This window comes from Cellulomonas sp. IC4_254, from assembly GCF_011603975.1.
Lineage (GTDB): Bacteria > Actinomycetota > Actinomycetes > Actinomycetales > Cellulomonadaceae > Cellulomonas.
Genome location: NZ_JAANNB010000063.1, coordinates 1 through 17,876 on the forward strand (window position 1 = coordinate 1; position 17,876 = coordinate 17,876).

The following is a 17,876-nucleotide window of genomic DNA, read 5'->3' on the forward strand; positions in this document are numbered from 1 at the left end:
GTTCCCGGCCGCGCCCCCGGCACCCGCCGCCGCGCCCGGCACCGGCTGGGCGGTCCGGCTCCCGGACGGCACGGTCGCGGCCCTCGACGCCCCGCTGCTCGTCGGCCGGAACCCCGACCCCCAGGAGGGCGTCCGGACGGTCGCGGTGACCGACCCGGGCCGGTCGGTGTCGAAGACCCACCTGCTGCTCGGCGTCGACGAGCACGGCCCGTGGGTGGTGGACCGCGGCTCGACCAACGGCACCCTGGTGACGCTGGCAGACGGCCAGCGGATCGTCTGCCTGCCGGACCGGCGGGTCCGGCTGACGGACGGCTCGCTGGTGGCGTTCGGCGACCTGGCGATCGCGGTGGGGCTGCGCGCCTAGGGGCCTACGATGGCGCATGGGCCGCCTGCGGTCTGCTGCCACGATGCAGGACGTCGAGCTGGTCGACGTCACTGACCGCCCGCGCGCGCCCGGACGCCCTCGCACCTGGCTGCCGCCGGCCCCGCCGGACGACCCGCCCGTCGCGCGCCCGCCCCGCTCGTCGCGGCCGCGCCGGCGCCGCTGGGTCGCGGTGCTGGTGGTGGCCGCTCTGGTCGCGGCGGGCGTCCTCGTCGGCCGCGCGGCGGCACCGGCCCCGCCGGCGGCGGTCGCGCCCGGGATGCTCGCCCCGCTGGACGGCCCGCCGTGGGCGCGGTGGCGGATCCCGGTCGCCCGGTCCGCCGACGTCCTGGCGGCGACCGACGCGCTGGTCGTCTCCGGCGTGCGCGACCGGCGGTTCCACGTCGCCGGGTACGCCGAGGGCACCGGGGAGCAGCTCTGGACCCGGGACCTCGGCCCGGTCGCCGGGACCCGTCCGCTGACCGGGTGCCCGCACGCGGGGTCGGACGTCCGGCCGGTGGTGCTGTGCGTCGTCGAGCCGCCCCTGACCCCGGGCGGGGGCTGGTCGCACGGGACGGTGCCGTTCCCCGCGCCCGACGAGCGCTGGGCGCAGGTCTCGGCGCTCGACGGCGCCACCGGGGAGCTGCTGGGCCGGTGGGCCGTGTCGGGCCGGCTCGCCGCGGTGGAGCGGGTCGGCGACGACCTGGTGGTGCTGCGGGTGGGCGCGGACGGGCACGCCAGGGTGGGCCGGTACGCCGGGGCGGACGGCCGGCGGGTGTGGTGGTACCGCGGCACCGCCCCGCTGCGGCTGCGCGAGGGGATCGTCAGCGGGTCGGAGCTGCGGGCGAACGACGCGTTCGTGCTGCTGCAGGGCTGGTCGGCGACCGTGCTGGACGCGGTCGACGGGGACGAGCTCACCGCGACGCCGCCGCGCTCGTTCGTGGTCGGGTCGCTGTCGGCCGAGGTGTTCGGCACCTGGTCCAGCGGCGACGGCGGGGTCGTGCACGACCGCACCGGGCGCGCGCTGTTCGCCTCCCGCGCGCTGTTCCCGACGATCACGGCCACCGACGGCGACCCGCCCGGGGTGCTGGTGATGGACGAGGGCGGCACGCTCGTCGGCCGGTCGCTGCCGGACGGCGCGGAGCTGTGGCGGCACGACACGTACCGGGCGGTGCGGGTGCAGGCGCGCGGCCACTTGCTGCTGCTCGGCGTCGACGGCTACCAGGTCGTCGAGGCGCGCACGGGCCTGGTCGAGTGGCAGTCGCCCGGGCGGGTGCTCATGTGGTGGGCCCCGCTCACCGACGGGACGACCGTGCTGGCCGCGGGCCGGTCGGCGACGGGGCGGCCGACGATGGAGGCCCGCCGGCTGTCGGACGGCGAGCTCGAGTGGGTGCTGCCGGTGGAGGACGACGTGCGCTCGGTGACGGCCGTCGGAGGGCACCTCGTGCTGCGCAGCCGGGACGAGCTGATCCTGCTCACCTGACGTGTCCGCATCGTGAGCGGTTGCGGTCCGCCCGGTGGTGCGGAGTACAGTCGAACCGTGCTCACGCTCCGCAGCCTCCTTCTTCGCCGCCGCGACGAGGCCCTCTAGGCCGGATCCTCGTCGCGGTGTTCGGTGCGCCGGCTGACCCCAGCACCCCGCGAAGCGAAGGACCCCCGATGAGCTACCACACCCGCACCGCCCAGCAGCCCTCCGGCATGCCGGTGCACAAGTACCGCCCGTTCGCCGACCAGATCCGGGTCGAGCTGCCGGACCGCACGTGGCCGACGAAGCAGATCACGAAGGCGCCCCGCTGGTGCGCCGTCGACCTGCGCGACGGCAACCAGGCGCTGATCGAGCCGATGAACGCCGCCCGCAAGCTGGCGATGTTCGAGCTGCTGGTGCAGATGGGCTACAAGGAGATCGAGGTCGGCTTCCCGTCCGCCTCGCAGACCGACTTCGACTTCGTCCGGATGCTGATCGAGGAGGGTCGCATCCCCGACGACGTCGTCATCCAGGTGCTGACCCAGTCCCGCGAGCACCTGATCGAGCGGACGTACGAGGCGATCGCCGGCGCCAAGCAGGCGATCGTGCACCTGTACAACTCCACGTCGGTGGTGCAGCGCGAGGTGGTGTTCCGCTCCGACGAGGACGGCATCGTCGACATCGCCGTCTCCGGCGCCCGGCTGTGCAAGAAGTACGAGGAGAGCGTCCCGGGCACCGAGGTGTTCTACGAGTACAGCCCGGAGTCGTACACCGGCACCGAGCTCGAGTTCGCGGTCCGGATCTGCAACGCGGTGCTGGACGTGTTCGAGCCGACGGCCGAGAAGCCGGTCATCATCAACCTGCCGGCGACGGTCGAGATGGCCACCCCCAACGTGTACGCCGACTCCATCGAGTGGATGGGCCGGCACCTGCGGTACCGCGAGCACGTCGTGCTGTCGCTGCACCCGCACAACGACCGCGGCACCGCCGTCGCGGCCGCCGAGCTGGGCTACCTGGCCGGCGCCGACCGCATCGAGGGCTGCCTGTTCGGCAACGGCGAGCGCACCGGCAACGTCTGCCTGGTCACGCTGGGCATGAACCTGTTCAGCCAGGGCGTCGACCCCGAGATCGACTTCTCCGTGGGCGGCGGCATCGACCACATCCGCCGGGTCGTCGAGTTCTGCAACCAGATGGCCGTCCCCGAGCGGCACCCCTACGGCGGCGACCTGGTGTTCACCGCGTTCTCCGGCTCGCACCAGGACGCCATCAAGAAGGGCCTGGACGCGATGGAGGCCCGGGCCGCGGCCGAGGGCAAGGGCGTCGACGACATCGTCTGGGCCGTGCCTTACCTGCCGATCGACCCGAAGGACGTCGGCCGGTCGTACGAGGCGATCATCCGGGTCAACTCGCAGTCCGGGAAGGGCGGCATCAGCTACCTGATGAAGTCCGAGCGCGACCTGGACCTGCCGCGCCGGCTGCAGATCGAGTTCTCCCAGGTGGTGCAGCGGTACACCGACGCGCACGGCTCGGAGGTCACGGCCGACGCGCTGTGGCGGATCTTCACCGACGAGTACCTGCCCGTCGACGCCGCGTCCGACCTGGAGGCGTGGGGCCGGTTCGCGCTCCGCGGCACCCGGACCACCAGCGGCGAGGAGGGCCCGGACACGCTCGCCGTCGACCTGGTCGACCACGGGGTGGACCGCACCGTCGAGGCCTCCGGCAACGGCCCGATCGCGGCGTTCGTCGCCGCGCTGGACCAGGTCGGCGCCCGGGTGCAGGTGCTGGACTACGCCGAGCACGCGCTGTCCGCCGGCGGCGACGCCGCGGCCGCCGCGTACGTCGAGTGCGCGGTCGGCGACCGGACGCTGTGGGGCGTCGGGATCGACTCCTCCATCACGACCGCCTCCCTCAAGGCCATCATCTCGGCCGTCAACCGCGCCGAGCGCGAGGCGGCTGCCGCCCGCTGACCCTGCGCGGGCCCCAGGACGGGGCCGGCGCCACCCCCGACCGGCCCCAGCGCCCGGTCCCGCCCGCCGCGCCCACCCGCGCGCGGCAGCGGGGCCGGGCGTCGCCGCGTCCGCGCCGTTCGCGACGTGGCGGGGCGTCGGCGTTCGCCCGCGCGCTACGGCTCGGCGCGGACCGGGGCCCCGCCGCGCACGTCGACGGCGACGCCGTACGTGGCGGTGAGGCGTTCGGCGAGTGCCGTCCGGCTCTCCGTGACCCGGTCATCATGAACGCGGACGATCAGGGTTCCGTCCGCCCCCCACTCTGCCGCGCCGACGCCGGCCTCCGCCTCTGCGGCGAGCAGCTCGTGCAGCACCTGCGTCCGTTCGTCATGGCTCACGGGCTCAGACGGTTGCGGCGGACTCGCGGCGCTGCACGCGGCCCCCAGGCCGACCAGGGCGCAGAGCACAGCGAGGTGCAGCCGAGAACGATGTGGCACGAGGACCTCCGTGGTCGTGGAGCCAGGCCCGGAGGGCGGCGGGGTCCGCGCCACCCACCGACCGCGGCACGAGGTTGATCCACTGTGGCGAAACCGGTTTCTCGCCCGCAACGTCAGTTTCGGCGAGCGGGGAACACGATGCGCATGGCCAACTCGCCCTGAGGGCAGCCGGGTCCGCGCCGTCGCGGAGGGAGCCGACGCGGCACGCGCTCGGCGAACAGGTGCGCGTCCCGGGGCGCCGGCGGGGGATGATGTCCGGGTGAGCCTCTACCGCGACGAGGCGATCGTGCTGCGCACCCACAAGCTGGGGGAGGCGGACCGGATCGTCACCCTGCTGACCCGCACCCACGGCAAGGTGCGCGCCGTCGGCAAGGGCGTCCGGCGCACGACGTCCCGGTTCGGCTCCCGGCTCGAGCCGTTCATGCACATCGACGTGCAGCTCAACACCGGCCGGAACCTCGACGTCGTCACCCAGGTCGAGACGCTCGGCGCGTACGGCCGCCCGGTCTGCGAGGACTACGCGCTCTACACCGCCGGCACGGTGATGCTGGAGACCGCCGAGCGGCTGGTCGAGGCCGAGCGCGAGCCCGCGCTGCAGCAGTACTGGCTGCTGGTGGGCGCGGTGCGGTCGCTGGCCGCCCGCGAGCACGCACCCGGCCTGGTGCTCGACTCCTACCTGCTGCGCGCGCTCGCGATCGCCGGCTGGGCCCCCTCGTTCACCGACTGCGCCCGGTGCGGCAGGCCGGGGCCGCACCACTCCTTCGCCGTCGCGCAGGGCGGCGCCGTGTGCGTGTCGTGCCGCCCGCCCGGCGCCACCGCGCCCGCGCCGGAGACGTTCGCGCTGCTGTCCGCGCTGCTCGTCGGCGACTGGGCGGTGGCCGACGCCTCCGCCGAGCGGCACCGGCGGGAGGGCAACGGGATGGTGTCCGCGTACTCGCAGTTCCACCTGGAGCGCACGCTGCGCTCGCTGCCGATGGTCGAGAGGATCTGATGCCGGTTCCGCCGCCCCCGCACCCGAGCGGGGCCCGCCCGCCCGTGCTGCCGAAGGAGCTCGTCCCGCAGCACGTCGCGATCGTCATGGACGGCAACGGCCGGTGGGCGAACGCCCGCGGGCTGCCGCGCACCGCCGGGCACGCCGCGGGCGAGGCGTCGCTGCTGGACGTCGTCGCCGGCGCCATCGAGGTCGGGGTGAAGCACGTCTCGGCCTACGCGTTCTCCACCGAGAACTGGTCGCGGTCGCCCGAGGAGGTCCGGTTCCTCATGGGCTTCAACCGGGACGTGCTGCGCCGCCGCCGGGACGTCATGAACGACTGGGGCGTACGCGTCCGCTGGGCCGGGCGCCGGCCGCGGCTGTGGCGGTCGGTCATCTCCGAGCTGGAGGAGGCCGAGCGGCTCACCGCCGGGAACAGCACCTGCACGCTGACCATGTGCGTGAACTACGGCGGCCGCGCGGAGATCGCCGACGCCGCGAAGGCGATCGCCCAGGACGTGGCGGCGGGCCGGCTCCGGGCCGACAAGGTGTCCGAGAAGACGGTGCAGCGCTACCTGGACGAGCCCGACCTGCCGGACGTCGACCTGTTCCTGCGCTCCTCGGGGGAGCAGCGGACGTCGAACTTCATGATCTGGCAGGCCGCGTACGCCGAGCTGGTGTTCCTCGACGAGCCGTGGCCGGACGTCGACCGCCGGCACCTGTGGCGCGCGATCGAGACGTACGCGAGCCGGGACCGCCGCTACGGCGGCGCGGTCGACAAGCCCGCCAGGGCCTGACGCCGCCCGTCGGCGCGCGGGGGATAGGTGGGCACGGCTCCTCCACCGGGCCTCCCGCGGGTCGTCATGGCACCACCTACCCGGTCCGTGGGACCGCGGTGGGTGGTGCCGGCCGTCTGCTTAGCGTCGCGCGCATGGCCTCCTCCGCCCGTCCGCCCCGGGACCACGTCACCCCGACCCAGGCCGTCGCGCTGCTGCTGGCGTTCCTGCTGGCCTCCGGCGCCGGCGGCCTCCTGCTCGCCGGCACCCTGATGCCCGCGGTCGCCGCGACCAGGACCGCGACGGAGGTCGGCGACGAGATGCTGCGCGACCTGCCCTCGCACCTGGAGCGCCGGCCGCTGTCGCAGCGGTCCGTGATGACCGCGGCCGACGGCACCCCCATCGCCGAGTTCTTCGCCGAGGACCGCGTCCCCGTGCCGCTGGACCAGGTGTCGCCGCACCTGCAGGCCGCGGTGGTCGCGACCGAGGACCGGCGGTTCTTCCAGCACGGCGGCATCGACCCGACCGGCATGGCGCGCGCCCTGGTGCAGAACCAGCTGTCCGGGTCGCAGCAGGGAGCGTCGACGCTCACCCAGCAGTACGTGAAGAACGTGCTCATCGAGCGGGCGGCGCGCGACGGCGACACCGCCGGGGTCGCGGCGGCGCAGGAGTCGGACGGCGCCGAGGGTTACGCGCGCAAGCTGCGCGAGGCGCGGCTGGCGCTGGCGCTGGAGAAGGAGCTCAGCAAGGAGGAGATCCTGGAGGGCTACCTCAACATCGCGCCGTTCGGCGTCGCGGTGTACGGGGTCGAGTCGGCGGCCCGGCGGTACTTCAGCAAGCCGGCCGCGGAGCTGGACCTGGTCGAGTCCGCGACCATCGCCGGCATCACGCAGAACCCGAGCGCCCTCGACCCCACCCGGCACCCCGCCGCCGCCGAGAACCGGCGGAACACGGTGCTCGGGCTCATGCGGGACCAGGGGGTGATCTCGGCCGAGGAGCACGCCGCGGCGGTGGCCACGCCGCTCGTCGACACCCTGCGGGTGAGCGAGGCGCGCAGCGGGTGCATGGCGGCCGAGGGGGCGATCCCCGGCGCCGGCTTCTTCTGCGACTACGTCACCCGCGTCATCCGGAACGACCCCGCGTTCGGCGAGACCCCCGACGAGCGGGCGGACCTGCTCTACCGCGGCGGGCTCGTCATCACGACGACGCTCGACCCGCGGTTGCAGGCGCTCGCCGACGAGCAGGTCAAGAGCCGCGTCCCCGTCGAGGACCGGTCCGGGGTGGGGGCCGCCATGGTGGTCGTCGAGCCCGGCACCGGGCACGTGGTCGCGATGGCGCAGAACCGGACCTTCGACAACACCGCCGAGGCGAGCGGCCGCGCGGTGTCGGTGAACTACAGCACCTCGTACTCCTACGGCGGCTCCGGCGGGTTCGCCCCGGGCTCGACGTTCAAGCCGTTCACGCTGCTCGAGTGGCTGAAGCAGGGGAACAACCTGGGGCAGGCCGTCGACGGCACCGCGCGCACGCTCAACACGAACCAGTTCACCGCGTGCGGCGCGCGGCTGCCGAGCCAGACCTGGCCGGTGCGCAACGCGGAGGGCGGCTCGGGTCAGATGTCGGTGCTGCAGGCCACCCGGCAGTCGGTGAACCTGGGCTACCTGTCGATGGCGATGCGGCTGGACCTCTGCGACATCATGCAGGGCGCGGCGGACCTCGGGGTCACGCAGTCGACGCAGCCGGCCGAGGGCGAGCCGTTCGGGGCGTACGCGGCCAACGTGCTCGGCTCCGAGGCGACCAGCCCGCTGGCCCTGGCCGGGGCGTACGCCGCGTTCGCGGCCGACGGCCGGTACTGCCGGCCGGTCCCGATCACGGCCGTGCGCGACTCCGAGGGGGCCGCGCTGCCCGTCCCGGACGCCGGCTGCAGGCAGGCGATCGACCCGGAGGTGGCGGCCGGGATGAACCACGCGCTCGGCCAGGTGTGGCAGGGGACCGGCCGGTCGCTCGGCACGCCCGGCTACGCCGCGGCCGGGAAGACCGGGACCACGACCCGCAACGAGCAGACCTGGTTCGTGGGCTACACGCCCCGCCTCGCGGCCGCGACCTGGGTCGGCTCCCCGGACGTGCCCACGCCCATGCAGAACGTGGTCATCGACGGCCGGCGGTACGGGAACGTGTTCGGCGCCACGATCGCCGGCGTGGCGTGGCGGGGGTTCATGGACGCGGCGCTCGCGGACGGGCAGCCGAACCCGGCCTTCACCCCGGCGCAGGACGAGACCCGGGTCGGCCGGGCGTCGTCGGTGCCCTCGGTGGTCGGGCTCAGCCAGGAGGCCGCCGTCGAGGCGCTGCGGGCGGCGGGGTTCGAGGCCGTCATCGGCGGCCGGACGGCGTCCGACCTGCCCGCCGGGGTCATCGCGAGCCAGAGCCGGATCGGGACCGCGACGCCGGGGTCGACGATCACCCTGTACCCGTCGCGCGGTCCCGGCGGGGGCGGGCAGGGGTCCGGTCCGGCCGAGCCCGAGCCCGCTGCCGAACCCGCTGCCGAACCCGACCTCGCGGACTAGGCGGGCTGGTCGACCCGCGCGGTCGCGGCCGCGGAGCCGGACGCCGTCGTCGTGCGGCGGGCGCGGGCGCGGCGGCGCAGCACCAGCACCGTGACCAGCGCCGCGAGCAGGACCAGCGCCGCCGCCAGCCCCCAGGGCGAGACGGTCGCCAGCCGGACGGCCGCCCAGACAGCCCCCAGCCCGACCGTCCCCCAGATGAACGCCCAGGCCACGCTGCCCGGGATCGACGCCGCCACGAACCGCGGGTACGACATCCGGACCAGGCCCGAGCCGACGAACACGGCCGTCTGCACGCCGACGGTGAGGTAGGCGAACGTCACGGCGAACGGCCCGAACCGGTGCACCAGGGCCAGACCGCGCCGGGCGGTGGCGGTGCGCAGCAGGCGCTGGACGTGGGCGCGCGGGACCGTGCCCCGTCGGCCCGCGGCACCGGCGTGATCCGTGCCACCCTCGGCGCCCGCCTCCACGGCCGCGCCCGTGCCGCCGTCCGCCGCGTCGTCCGGCCCGGGCACCCGGTCGGCCAGCCGCGACGCACCCGAGGTCACGCCGCGCCCGACCCAGTAGAACAGGTGCGAGCGCGCCATCACGACGACGAACAGCCCGGCGATGACGGCCCAGAACGGCCATCCGCCCATGCCGTACGCCGCCGCCGTCTCGCTCACCCGCCCGAGTCTACGAGTGAGGGGAGCCTGACCTCGCGGGGACGAAGGTCCTGGGCGGACCCCGGCCCCGGGGGTGCTAACCTCGTCGCCGAACCTGAGTTCACACAGGGTTGTTACCCGCCGTCGTCGCGGGGCAAGACCTGAGCCGCAGCGATGCGCCTCAGGTCTTTTTTTGTGCCCGGACGACGTCGGCTCTCGACGAGGAGTACGACATGACGTCCGCGACGACGCGCGACAGGGCCGAGGAGATCATCCGGGCGGTCGGAGGACCGTCCAACGTCCTCGGCCTGACCCACTGCGCCACCCGGCTGCGCTTCGAGCTGCGCGACGCCTCGGTGGTCGACCAGCAGGCCGTGGAGGCGGTGCCCGGCGTGATGGGCGCCGTGCCGCAGTCCGGCGACCGCTACCAGGTGGTCGTCGGCGGGGCGGTGCAGACCGTGTTCACCCAGATCATGCACCTGCCGGAGATGGCCGGCGTCGGCAGCGGCCGGCCGTCCGACGCCGACGTCAAGGCCGCGGCGCGGTCGAAGGCCCGCGGCAAGGTGGCCTGGCTCGACGCGGTGTTCGAGTACCTGTCCGACTCGTTCCGCCCGCTGCTCGGCGTGCTGCTCGGCGCCTCGCTGATCATCGCGTTCGCCGCGGTGCTGGACGCGCTGGGCGTGGTGGACTTCCGCGCCGACGACAAGCCCGCCACCTGGGTGTTCGTCGACGCGATGTGGCGCGCGGTGTTCTACTTCCTGCCGATCATGGTCGCGTACAACGCCGCGAAGAAGCTGCAGGTCGACCCGTGGCTCGGCGCGACCGTGATGGCCGCCGTGATGACGCCGAACTTCCTGTCCCTGACGGACGCGGCGACGACGGTGTGCAGCACCAACGCCACCCTGGGCACCACGGCGTGCGTGGCGGACGTGTTCGGCCTGCCGATGCAGCTCAACGACTACGGCGGCCAGGTGTTCGTCCCGCTGATCATGGTCGCGGTGCTCGCCCCGCTGTACCGCGGGCTCAAGCGGGTGTTCCCGGAGAACATCCAGATGGTGTTCGTGCCGTTCCTGTCGATGGTCGTCATGATCCCGGTCACCGCGTTCCTGCTCGGCCCGCTCGGCATCTGGCTCGGCTCCGGCCTCGGCGACGGCCTGGCGTGGCTCAACGGCAACGCCCCGATCGTGTTCGCCATCGTGATCCCGCTGATCTACCCGTTCCTGGTGCCGCTGGGCCTGCACTGGCCGCTGAACGCGCTGATGCTGGTCAACCTCAACACGCTGGGCTACGACTTCATCCAGGGCCCGATGGGCGCGTGGAACTTCGCCTGCTTCGGCGCCACCGCCGGCGTGCTCGTGCTCGCGGTCCGCGACAAGGACGTGCAGATGCGGCAGACCGCGACCGGTGCGCTCGCCGCGGGTCTGCTCGGCGGCATCTCGGAGCCCTCGCTGTACGGCATCCACCTGCGGTTCAAGCGGATCTACCCGCGCATGCTCGTCGGCTGCCTCGTGGGCGGCGTCATCATCGGCGTGCTCGGCGGCGTGGACACCCAGGCGTTCGCGTTCACCTCGCTGCTGACCATCCCGGTGTTCAGCCCGATCCCGGTGTACGCGATCGCGGTCGCCGCGGCGTTCGTGGTCTCGATGGTGCTCGTCATCGTGTCCGACTACCGCACGCCGGAGCAGCGGGCCGAGGCCCGGGCCGCCCGCGAGCAGGCGGAGGCCGACCTGGCGCTGGAGTCCGCGGCCACGGAGGCGGCCCCGGTGCCGGCGACGGTGGGCGCGCAGGTCGCGGCCGCCGAGGGCGCCGCCCTCCCGGCCGCCGAGACCCCGGCCGCCGGCGCCACCCCCGCGGCGCCGGGCGCCCCGACGACCGCCGTCCTGGCCCCCGTGGCCGGCGAGGTCGTCCCGCTCGCCGAGGTCGACGACCCGGTGTTCGCGTCCAAGGCGCTCGGCGAGGGCGTCGGCGTCGTCCCGGCCGACGGCGTGGTCGTCGCCCCGGTCGCGGGCGAGCTGCTGACCGTGGCCGACACGGGCCACGCGTTCGGCCTGAAGACGGCCGACGGCGTCGAGGTGCTGGTGCACGTCGGGATCGACACGGTGAAGCTCGCGGGCACCGGCTTCCAGGTCGCCGTCCGCAAGGGCGAGCACGTGGCGGCGGGGGACCGGCTGGTGACGGTCGACCTCGACGTCGTCCGCGCGGCCGGCTACGACACCACGACGCTGGTGACGGTCGTGAACGCCCGCGCGCTCACGCGCGTCGAGCCGCACGGGGCCGGTACCGTCGCCCGGGGCGCGGTCGTCGTCGACGTCGAGCCCTGACCGCCCGGGCGGGGGCCGCGACCGCACGGCGTGGCCCCCGCCCGCACACCCCACCCCGAGCCACCGGCGAGGAGCGACGTGGACATCCTCCGCGTGTTCAACAACAACCTGGTCCTCGCGCGCGACGACGACGGGTCCGAGGTCATCCTCACGGGCCGCGGCCTCGGCTTCCAGGCCCGCCCGGGCGACGCGGCGGACCCGGAGCGGATCGTCCGGGTGTTCCGCCCCGACGACGGCCGGGACCCCGACCACCTGGCCGGCCTGCTCGCGGGGATCCCGCCGGAGCACGTCCAGCTGGTCGGCGACGCGCTCACCGAGGTCGGCCTCCAGGCGGTCGCCGCCCGGCCGGCGCTGGTCGTGGCGATGGCCGACCACGTCAGCTTCGCGCTGGCCCGCGCCGAGGCGGGGCAGGCGGTCGAGTACCCGCTGCTCGCCGAGGTGACCAACCTCTACGCCGACGAGCACGCCCAGGCCCTGCTGCTGCTCGACGCGATCAACGCCCGGGTGCCGACGCCGCTGCCGCCCACGGAGGCGGTCGGCCTGGCGCTGCACCTGGTGAACGCGGGCTTCGCCACGGGCGACCTGGCGTTCAGCTACACGATGACCGGCCTGATCCAGCAGTTCCTCGACGTGGTGGCGGGCGCGCACGGCGTGGCGCTCGAGGCGGGCGGGGTCAGCGTCGGCCGGTTCGTCACGCACCTGCGCTACCTGTTCGTCCGGGTGCACCAGCGCCGGCAGCTCGACGACGCGAAGCACTCGGCCGTCGGCGACGCGATCCGCGCGACCTACCCGGAGGCGGTCGACACGGCGGACCGGCTCGCCCGGCTGGTCGAGGTGCGGCTGCAGGCGTCGCTCACGCCGGACGAGGTGGCCTACCTGGCCCTGCACGTGGCCCGCGTGGTGCAGGACGCGCAGCAGCCCGCCTGACCTGCCGGGCGCGGGCGCGGCTCAGCGGGTCGCGCCGCCCGGTGCGCCCGGGCGGCAGTCCGCCGCCCCCGGTCCGGCGCCGACGACGGGCAGCGCGACGTCGTCCGGCAGCTCGGGGTGCGGGTCGTGCGGTGCGTCGCCCGCGCCGCGCCGCGTGAGCAGCGGCCGGGTGACCGCCGCCAGCGCGTACAGCCCGATGGCCAGCAGCACGATCGTCGCGCCCGGCGGGATGTCCTCCCAGTAGGTGATCGACAGCCCGACGACGCTCACCGCGACGCCGATGCCGGACGCGAGGGCCATGACGCGGGAGAACGAGCCGACCACGAGCTGCGCGACCGCGACCGGCACGATCATGAGCGCGCTCACCAGCAGCAGCCCGACGACCCGCATCGCGATCGTCACGGTCAGCGCCGACATCGCGGCGACGACCATGTTGAGCGCCGTCACCGGCAGGCCGGAGCCGCGGGCGAACTCCTCGTCGTGGCTCACCGCGAACAGCACGTGCCGCAGGCCGAGCCCCACCAGCAGCACGCCGACGGCGAGGCCGGCGGTCCACCACAGGTCGCCGGTCGACACGGTCGAGATCGAGCCGAACAGGTAGGACACCAGGTTGGCGTTCGTGCCGCCGGCGAGCTTGATCAGCAGCACGCCGCCGGCGATGCCGCCGTAGAACATCAGCGCGAGCGCCAGGTCGCCGGACGTGCGGCCGCGGGCGCGCACCCACTCGATCGCGACCGACCCGATCAGCGCCGCGACGACGGCGCCGGGGATGGCGAGGGCGTCCTGCGGGACCAGGCCCGCCCAGGTGCCGACCAGCCAGCCGAGCGCGACACCGGTGAGCGCCACGTGGCCGAGGCCGTCGCCCATCAGCGCGAGCCGCCGCTGCACCAGGAAGGTGCCGACGACGGGCGCGGCGGCGCCGACCAGCACGGCGGCGATCAGCGCGCGCTGCATCAGCGGGGACGACAGCATCGCCCCCAGCGTCTCGAACCACGTCACGGCAGGACCTCCATGGACAGCCCGGTGCCAGGGTCCGGCGGGGGCGGGTCGGCGTGCGGGTGGGTGTGCTCGTGCCCGGGGCCGGCGTGCTCGCCGCGCGGGTCGGGCGGCGGGCCGTCGTACACGACGCGCCCGTGCCGCAGGGCGACGGCGCGGTCGATCAGGCCGGCGAACGAGCCGAGCTCGTGCAGGATCACCAGGACCGTGCCGCCCTGCTCGTGCAGCCGGCGGACGGTGGCGACGAACGTCTCCTGGGTGGGCAGGTCGATGCCGGAGGTCGGCTCGTCCAGCACGAGCAGGTCGGGCCGGCGGACCAGCGCGCGGGCGATCAGCACCCGCTGCTGCTGGCCGCCGGACATCTGCAGCACCGAGCGGCGCGCGTGCGCGGCCATGCCGACCTCGTCCAGCGCGGCGAGCGCCCGCTTCCGGGCGTCCCGCGGCGGGCGCAGCGTGCGGCCGTGCACGAGGCCCGACATCACCACCTCGAGCGCGGTGGCCGGGACGCCGCCGCCGGCGGGCAGCCGCTGCGGCACGTAGCCGACCCGCTCCCACGGCACGCCGTTGCCCAGGGCCCCGCCGAGCAGCCGCACCTCGCCCGCGGTGCGCGGCGCGATGCCGAGCAGGGCGCGGACCAGGGTCGACTTGCCGGAGCCGTTCGCCCCGAGCAGGGCGACGACCTCGCCGCGCTCGACCCGCAGGTCGACGCCGGACAGGATCTGGTGCCCGCCGAGGACGACGTCGACGCCGGTGGCGAGGACGGCCGGCTCGGCCGCGGTGGTGTCGGTCACGAGCACGAGAGTGCCGTACGGAGCGTCTCCAGGTTGGCCTGCGCGACCGAGACGTAGTCCTGCGTGTCGTCCGTCAGACCCTCCAGCGGGTCGAGCACCGCGGTGTCGACGCCGAGCTCGTCGGCCAGCGTCTCGGCGACCTTCGGGCTCGCGAGGGTCTCGAAGAAGATCGTGGACACGCCCTCCTCCTGGACGACCTTCCCGACCTCGGCGAGGCGCGCCGGCGACGGCTCGCCCTCGGGGTCGACGCCCGAGATGCCGACCTGCTCCAGGTCGTACCGCTCGGCGAGGTAGGAGAACGCCTCGTGCGTGGTGACGATGGTGCGGCTCTCGCAGGACGCCAGGCCGGTCTCGTACTCCGCGTCCAGGTCGGCCATCTGCTGGGCGAACGCCTCGGCGTTGGCCTGGAACTCGTCGGCGTGGTCGGGGTCGATCTCGGCCAGCTGCGCGGCGACGTCGTCGGCGACCGCGGGGAGGCGGGTGGGGTCGAGCCAGAAGTGCGGGTCGAGGGTGCCGTGCTCGTGGCCGTCGTCCTCGGCGTGCTCCTCCTCGCCCTCCTCGGTGTGCTCGGCGGCGTGGAGCTCGGTGTCCTGCGCCGCGTCCACGACGTGCGCCGGCGGGTTCGCGTCGACCGCGTCGTCGACGGAGGCCTGGAACTCCGACAGGTAGACGACAAGGTCGGCGCGGCCCACCTCGTCCACCTGGGCGGGGGAGAGCTCGAGGTCGTGCGGCTCGGCCCCGGGAGGGGTCAGCGTGTCCACGGACACGAGGTCGCCGCCGACCTGCTCCGCCACGTACTGCAGCGGGTAGAACGAGGCCAGCACCGCGATGCCGTCGCCGTCGCCGGACCCGCCGCCGGACCCGCCGGAGCCGGGGGAGGAGCAGGCGGACAGGGCGAGGACGACCCCCGCGGACACGGCGAGGGGCAGGGTGCGGCGCAACGGCATGCGCCCATCATCGAACTGTTGAGAACGAGTGTCAAAACCGGCAGGCGACGCGGTCGTCCCGCGGTGCGGCGCGGCCGGTCACGGGCCGTCCGGGCCCGGTAGCCTGTCGCACGATCCCTTCCCCCGCGTCACCCAGGCGCGCAGGACCCCGGCACCAGGAGCACTCACCGTGGCAGCACCGTCCCGTCTCGACTCCGTCGTCTCCCTCGCCAAGCGGCGCGGCTTCGTCTTCCAGAGCGGCGAGATCTACGGCGGTTCCCGCTCCGCGTGGGACTACGGGCCGCTGGGCGTCGAGCTCAAGGAGAACATCAAGAAGCAGTGGTGGCGCACCGTCGTGCAGTCGCGCGACGACGTCGTCGGCCTCGACTCCGCGGTGATCCTGCCGCGCCAGGTGTGGGTGGCCTCCGGCCACGTCGGCGTGTTCACCGACCCGCTGACGGAGTGCCTGCACTGCCACAAGCGGTTCCGCGAGGACCACATGCTCGAGGAGTACGAGGAGAAGAAGGGCCGCGCGCCCGAGAACGGCCTCGCCGACATCGCCTGCCCGAACTGCGGCACCCGCGGCCAGTGGACCGAGCCCCGCGACTTCAACATGATGCTGAAGACGTACCTCGGCCCGGTCGAGGACGAGTCCGGCCTGCACTACCTGCGACCCGAGACCGCGCAGGGCATCTTCGTGAACTTCGCCAACGTGCTGACCACGGCGCGCAAGAAGCCGCCGTTCGGCATCGGCCAGATCGGCAAGTCGTTCCGCAACGAGATCACCCCCGGCAACTTCATCTTCCGGACCCGCGAGTTCGAGCAGATGGAGATGGAGTTCTTCGTCGAGCCCGGCACCGACGAGACCTGGCACCAGTACTGGATCGATCAGCGCACCGACTGGTACGTCGACCTGGGCATCTCGCGCGACAACCTGCGGCACTACGAGCACCCCGCCGAGAAGCTCTCGCACTACTCCAAGCGCACCGTCGACATCGAGTACAAGTTCGGCTTCAGCGGCTCCGAGTGGGGCGAGCTCGAGGGCATCGCGAACCGCACCGACTTCGACCTGTCGACGCACAGCAAGCACTCCGGCCAGGACCTGTCGTACTTCGACCAGACCAAGGACGAGCGCTGGGTGCCGTACGTCATCGAGCCGGCCGCGGGCCTGACCCGGTCGCTCATGGCGTTCCTCATCGAGTCCTACGCCGAGGACGAGGCCCCGAACGCGAAGGGCGGCGTCGACAAGCGCACCGTCCTCAAGCTCGACCCGCGCCTGGCCCCGGTGAAGGCCGCGGTGCTGCCGCTGTCCCGCAACGAGGCGCTGTCGCCCAAGGCGCGCGACCTCGCCGCGGAGCTCCGGAAGTCCTGGAACGTCGACTTCGACGACGCCGGCGCGATCGGCCGCCGGTACCGCCGCCAGGACGAGATCGGCACCCCCTTCTGCATCACGGTCGACTTCGACACCCTCGAGGACCAGGCCGTCACGATCCGGCACCGCGACGACATGACGCAGGAGCGCGTCGCGCTGGACCAGGTGACCGGCTACCTCGCGCAGCGGCTCGTCGGGGCCTGACCCCTGGGCGGCTCGCACGGCCACGCGCACGGCGCGGGTCCCGCTCCCGACCTCACCGTCGGGCGGCGGGCCCGCGCCGTCGTCGTCGTGCTGCTCGGCGTCGCGCTGCTCGCCACCGTCGCGGGGCTCGTGGCGCTCTGGCCGCGCGAGGCCGCGCCGACGCTGCAGACCACGCCCGACGGGTCGTCCTACCTCGAGGTGACCGCCACCGACGTCGACCTGCTGGCCGGGGCGGACACCGGTCCGGCGCTGCTCGCGGAGACCGACGAGGGCGAGTCCGTCACGGTGCAGGTCGCCCCCGAGTACCTCGACGTCATCCAGGCCGGTGACCGGATCCGGGTGCTCACGCTGCCGCAGGCCGGCGGGGCCGCTCCGTACGTGTTCGTCGACCTGGTGCGCGGGCCGCCGATGGCGCTGCTGGCCGCCGTGATGGGCGTGCTGGTGCTGGCGGTCGCGCGGCTGCGCGGGCTCGGGGCGCTGGCCGGGCTGGTGGTGTCGGTCGGCGGGGTGCTGTGGTTCACGGTGCCCGCGCTGCTCACCGGCGGACCGCCGCTGCCGGTCGCGCTGGTCACCGCGTCGGCGCTCATGTTCGTGCTGCTCTACCTCGCGCACGGGGTGTCCATCCGGACGTCGACGGCCCTGCTCGGCACCCTCGGGGGGCTGCTCGCCACCGGTGTGCTCGCCGCCTGGGCCACCGGGGCCACGCACCTGAACTTCCTCAGCGGCGAGTACGCCCTGGACCTGCGGTCCGCGGCCCCCGACGCCGACCTGCGGGGCATCCTGCTGTGCGGCATCGTGCTGGCCGGGCTCGGCGTGCTGAACGACGTGACGATCACTCAGGTGTCGGCCGTGTGGGAGATCCGGGCGCTGTCGCCGGCCGCCTCCCGGCGGGACCTGTTCCGGGGCGGGATGCGGATCGGGCGGGACCACATCGCGTCGACCGTCTACACCGTGGCGTTCGCGTACCTCGGGGCGGCGCTGCCGCTGATCCTGCTCGTGGCGATGTCGGACCGGACGCTGCTCGACACGCTGACCAGCGGCGAGATCGCGGAGGAGGTCGTGCGGACGCTGGTCGGGTCGATCGGGCTGGTGCTGGCGATCCCGCTGACCACGGCGATCGCG

General features: G+C 74.3%; 15 protein-coding genes. 10 read left to right on the top strand and 5 right to left on the bottom strand.

Features of this window, described 5'->3' with window-relative positions; translation table 11 throughout:
- From G6556_RS08310 to leuA, 3 genes are all read left to right on the top strand, one after another.
- The coding region (locus G6556_RS08310; protein WP_166940295.1) for an FHA domain-containing protein at positions 1-364 on the top strand (364 nt) is incomplete at its 5' end.
- Between the two features lie 43 nt (positions 365-407).
- Positions 408-1,844: a PQQ-binding-like beta-propeller repeat protein gene (locus G6556_RS08315; protein ID WP_166940297.1), complete on the top strand. Its 1,437-nt coding sequence runs from the start codon at positions 408-410 to the stop codon at positions 1,842-1,844.
- 176 nt (positions 1,845-2,020) lie between these two features.
- Positions 2,021-3,793 carry a 2-isopropylmalate synthase gene (leuA, locus tag G6556_RS08320; protein WP_166940299.1) on the top strand — a complete coding sequence of 591 codons (1,773 nt, stop codon included), beginning with the start codon at positions 2,021-2,023 and terminating at the stop codon, positions 3,791-3,793.
- A 155-nt stretch (positions 3,794-3,948) separates the two neighbouring features.
- Here the strand turns inward: leuA and G6556_RS08325 are convergent, their stop codons facing one another.
- Positions 3,949-4,146, bottom strand: a complete 198-nt coding sequence (locus tag G6556_RS08325) for a hypothetical protein (protein WP_166940301.1) — start codon at positions 4,144-4,146, stop codon at positions 3,949-3,951.
- A 382-nt stretch (positions 4,147-4,528) separates the two neighbouring features.
- Here G6556_RS08325 and recO point away from each other — a divergent pair, with 382 nt between their 5' ends.
- From recO to G6556_RS08340, 3 genes are all read left to right on the top strand, one after another.
- On the top strand, positions 4,529-5,260 hold the full coding sequence (gene recO, locus G6556_RS08330) for a DNA repair protein RecO (protein ID WP_166940303.1): 732 nt from the start codon (positions 4,529-4,531) through the stop codon (positions 5,258-5,260).
- Positions 5,260-6,036, top strand: coding sequence for an isoprenyl transferase (locus tag G6556_RS08335; protein WP_166940305.1), 777 nt, complete (start codon positions 5,260-5,262; stop codon positions 6,034-6,036). The genes recO and G6556_RS08335 overlap by 1 nt, the downstream gene beginning before the upstream one ends.
- Positions 6,037-6,170: 134 nt before the next feature.
- On the top strand, positions 6,171-8,576 hold the full coding sequence (locus tag G6556_RS08340) for a transglycosylase domain-containing protein (protein WP_166940307.1): 2,406 nt from the start codon (positions 6,171-6,173) through the stop codon (positions 8,574-8,576).
- Here the strand turns inward: G6556_RS08340 and G6556_RS08345 are convergent.
- Positions 8,573-9,238 carry a VTT domain-containing protein gene (locus tag G6556_RS08345; protein ID WP_166940309.1) on the bottom strand — a complete coding sequence of 222 codons (666 nt, stop codon included), beginning with the start codon at positions 9,236-9,238 and terminating at the stop codon, positions 8,573-8,575. The two genes, G6556_RS08340 and G6556_RS08345, sit on opposite strands and share 4 nt — an antisense overlap.
- A 212-nt stretch (positions 9,239-9,450) precedes the next feature.
- Between G6556_RS08345 and G6556_RS08350 the strand changes: the two genes are divergently transcribed.
- Together G6556_RS08350 and G6556_RS08355 are read left to right on the top strand one after the other, a co-directional pair.
- The gene (locus G6556_RS08350) at positions 9,451-11,538 is read left to right on the top strand and encodes a glucose PTS transporter subunit IIA (protein WP_166940311.1); all 2,088 of its coding nucleotides are present in this window, start codon (positions 9,451-9,453) and stop codon (positions 11,536-11,538) included.
- A 78-nt stretch (positions 11,539-11,616) separates the two neighbouring features.
- Positions 11,617-12,465, top strand: a complete 849-nt coding sequence (locus G6556_RS08355; RefSeq protein WP_166940313.1) for a PRD domain-containing protein — start codon at positions 11,617-11,619, stop codon at positions 12,463-12,465.
- A gap of 21 nt (positions 12,466-12,486) precedes the next feature.
- Here G6556_RS08355 and G6556_RS08360 read toward each other — a convergent pair whose 3' ends face one another.
- Genes G6556_RS08360 through G6556_RS08370 form a run of 3 tightly spaced genes read right to left on the bottom strand, consistent with a single transcriptional unit; the run spans position 12,487 to position 15,199 of the window.
- Entirely contained in the window at positions 12,487-13,464 is a 978-nt protein-coding gene (locus tag G6556_RS08360; protein ID WP_166940315.1) for a metal ABC transporter permease, read from the bottom strand.
- Positions 13,461-14,252 carry an ATP-binding cassette domain-containing protein gene (locus tag G6556_RS08365; RefSeq protein WP_166940317.1) on the bottom strand — a complete coding sequence of 264 codons (792 nt, stop codon included), beginning with the start codon at positions 14,250-14,252 and terminating at the stop codon, positions 13,461-13,463. Before G6556_RS08365 ends, G6556_RS08360 begins: the two co-directional genes overlap by 4 nt.
- Positions 14,249-15,199 (bottom strand): metal ABC transporter substrate-binding protein, encoded by a 951-nt coding sequence (locus G6556_RS08370; protein WP_166940319.1) that lies wholly within the window; start codon positions 15,197-15,199, stop codon positions 14,249-14,251. Before G6556_RS08370 ends, G6556_RS08365 begins: the two co-directional genes overlap by 4 nt.
- Positions 15,200-15,368: 169 nt before the next feature.
- On the opposite strand from G6556_RS08370, the gene G6556_RS08375 reads away from it, so the two are divergent.
- Together G6556_RS08375 and G6556_RS08380 are read left to right on the top strand one after the other, a co-directional pair.
- Positions 15,369-16,754 (top strand): glycine--tRNA ligase, encoded by a 1,386-nt coding sequence (locus tag G6556_RS08375; RefSeq protein WP_166940321.1) that lies wholly within the window; start codon positions 15,369-15,371, stop codon positions 16,752-16,754.
- Positions 16,755-16,841: 87 nt separating this feature from the next.
- Positions 16,842-17,876 (top strand): YibE/F family protein (locus G6556_RS08380; RefSeq protein WP_346774789.1); only part of this gene is annotated, 1,035 nt, incomplete at its 3' end.